This window comes from Longimicrobium sp. (assembly GCF_036280135.1).
Taxonomy (GTDB): domain Bacteria; phylum Gemmatimonadota; class Gemmatimonadetes; order Longimicrobiales; family Longimicrobiaceae; genus Longimicrobium.
Map to the genome: position 1 here is coordinate 1 of NZ_DASURI010000673.1, position 2,397 is coordinate 2,397.

Annotated in this window: 3 protein-coding genes; 2 read left to right on the plus strand and 1 reads right to left on the minus strand. The window is 72.8% G+C overall.

Annotated elements, in window-relative coordinates:
* Positions 1–566: class I SAM-dependent rRNA methyltransferase (locus VFZ20_RS21850; RefSeq protein WP_414682952.1), on the minus strand; the 566-nt coding region annotated here is incomplete at its 3' end.
* Between the two features lie 117 nt (positions 567–683).
* On the opposite strand from VFZ20_RS21850, the gene VFZ20_RS21855 reads away from it, so the two are divergent.
* The gene (locus VFZ20_RS21855; protein ID WP_329686070.1) at positions 684–1,883 is read left to right on the plus strand and encodes an ATP-binding protein; all 1,200 of its coding nucleotides are present in this window, start codon (positions 684–686) and stop codon (positions 1,881–1,883) included.
* Between the two features lie 58 nt (positions 1,884–1,941).
* Positions 1,942–2,397, plus strand: a 456-nt coding sequence (locus tag VFZ20_RS21860; RefSeq protein WP_329686071.1) for a hypothetical protein, incomplete at its 3' end; no start/stop codon positions are given.

The following is a 2,397-nucleotide window of genomic DNA, read 5'->3' on the forward strand; positions in this document are numbered from 1 at the left end:
CCGTTCTCCTCCACCTGGAGGACGTCGGGCACCTCGCCGTACGCCGTGCGCACGTAGCTCTCCAGCCCCTCGAGGGCGCGGCCGCTGGTGTCATTGCGCAGCAAAATGCCCGCGGGGCCTACGATTTCGCGGAGGCTGTCAACGATTTGCTCGCTCACGCGTTCCATACCGGCGGTCGTGACCTGGGCCACGAGCACGTCGCCAAAGCGGTCCACCACCAGGCCGGGGAGCCCGTCGCCCTCGCCGTACACCAAGCGGTAGAACGGACGGGGGAACAGCGCCTCGCGCAGGGCCAGCGCGCGGGCCAGCCGGCGGCGCAGCAGGTCGCCGTCCAGGGGGCGGTTGCGCTGGCGGCTCACGAGCCGCGCGGCGATGAGGGAGCGGGGGTTTACGTAGGCCGTGCCCATGGGGGCGCCGCGGGCGTCCTGCACCTCCACGAGGGCGCCGGGCTCATACGCGGTAAGGGGCGTCACGCGGACGTCCACCTCGTTGCTGAACACCCACAGGTGCCCGGCACGCAGCCTGCGATCTTCGTTCTTCCTCAGTCGGAGCGGCGGAAGGCTCATCTCTTCTGCTTGCGTTCGTGGGCCCGGGAGCGTGATGGGGCGGCAAGATAGCCGGCCCGCGCGGCCGGCGCACCCGTCGCGCGCCGCTCCCGCACCCTGCGAAATGAAGGCGACCCCATGCCGGACGGCAACTCCCGCTCCACGCTCGTGTCCACGGATCAGGCGGATGCAGGCACCGGGGTGGACTGGGAGCGCCGCGCGCGCCGGCTGGAAGCCCTGTGCGGGTTTGCCGCCGAGGCCGCCGGCACCGTGGACGCCGACGAGATCTGGCGCCTGCTTTGCGGCCGCCTGGTGGCCGTCCTGGGCGCGGACGCCGCCGCCCTGCACACGCCCCTGCTGCCCGAGTCGCGCGCCTGGTCCAGCGCGGACGGCGCGGACGGGCGGGCCGTGGGCCGGCTGGCGGAGGAGGACGGCGCGCAGGCGCGGCGCGCGGCGCTTCCCGGCGGCGGCGCGGCCCTCGTGGTGCCCCTGGAGCATGGCGGCGAGACGCTGGGCACGCTGGCGGTGGGATGGGAAGACGCCGCGCGGGCCGAGAGCGACGAGGCCGTCATCGGCATGCTGGCCCGGCAAACGGCCGGCGCTTTGGCCAGCGCCCGGGCGTACGCGCGGCTCACCGAGGCCGCCTTCCGGCGCGAGCGCTTCTTCAGCGCCATGAGCCACGACCTGCGGACGCCCATCACGGCCATCGTGGGCTACAGCGAGCTGCTGGCGGACGGCATCGTGGGCGAGCTCAACGGCCAGCAGCTGGAGATGATCGAGCGCATCAGCCAGGTGAGCGGCCACCTGTCGCAGCTGGTGAATGACATCCTGGACCTGGCCAAGCTGGACGCGGGGCGCATGGAGTTCCACCGCGAGCCCGTGACCCTGGGCGCGCTGGTGGACGAGGCGCTCGTGACGGTGGAGCCGCAGGCGCGCAGCAAGAAGCTGGAGCTGCGCACGGACGTGGACCCGCACCGCGAGACGATGCTCAACGTGGACGGCGCGCGCGTGCGGCAGATCCTCGTGAACCTGCTGAGCAACGCCGTCAAGTTCACGGAGCAGGGCGAGGTGGCCGTGGTGGCCGGCGGCGACGACGGCCGCACCTGGCTGGAGGTGCGCGACACGGGCCCGGGGCTGCCCGCCGGCAGCGAGGAGGCCGTGTTCGAGGAATTCCTGCAGATCGCCGCCGGCACCAAGAGCAAGCGCGAGCCCGGCAGCGGCCTGGGGCTGGCCATCTCGCGGCGCCTGGCCCGGGCCATGGGCGGCGACCTCACGGCACGCAGCGGCGCGGGGAACGGCGCCGCATTCACCCTTGTGCTTCCCGCCGCGGGCGGGTGAGCACGACCGGGGCCGGCCCCTACCGGCCTCCCCTACATCCCAACGAGGGCTGGTTCCCATGATCTTCCGCACGCGCATCCCCGCGGCCCTGGCCGCCGTCGCGCTCCTGGCGACGGCCGCCTGCGAAAGCGCCACCTACTCCGACCGGGTCGCCAACGGCACGGTGACGTTCTCCTACGCCGGCGCCAGCGCCACCGGGGCGTTCAGCGCCACGGGCGGCTACGACCGGCTGAACCCCTCGGAGACCAACTGGGCCGTGGGCAGCCGCGGCGCGCTGCAGCAGAGTGGGGATGCGCTGGCCGTCTACGCGCGCTCCGGCCGCGGAAACGACAACCTGGTGAACGAGTTCATCCTGTTCATCGAGAATCCCCAGGTGGGCACCTTTACCTGCGCGCTCGAGGCGGACACCTGCTCCGTGGGCGGCTTTCTCATCCTGGGCACCAAGCCCGACGGCGAAGAGGCGGAGGCCATCTACAGCTCCGTGAGCGCCACGGTGAACATCACCAGCGTCAAC

Coding starts and splice junctions, on each gene's coding strand:
- VFZ20_RS21855 (WP_329686070.1), top strand. CDS start 684: ATGCCGGACGGCAACTCCCGCTCCACGCTCGTGTCCACGGATCAGGCG.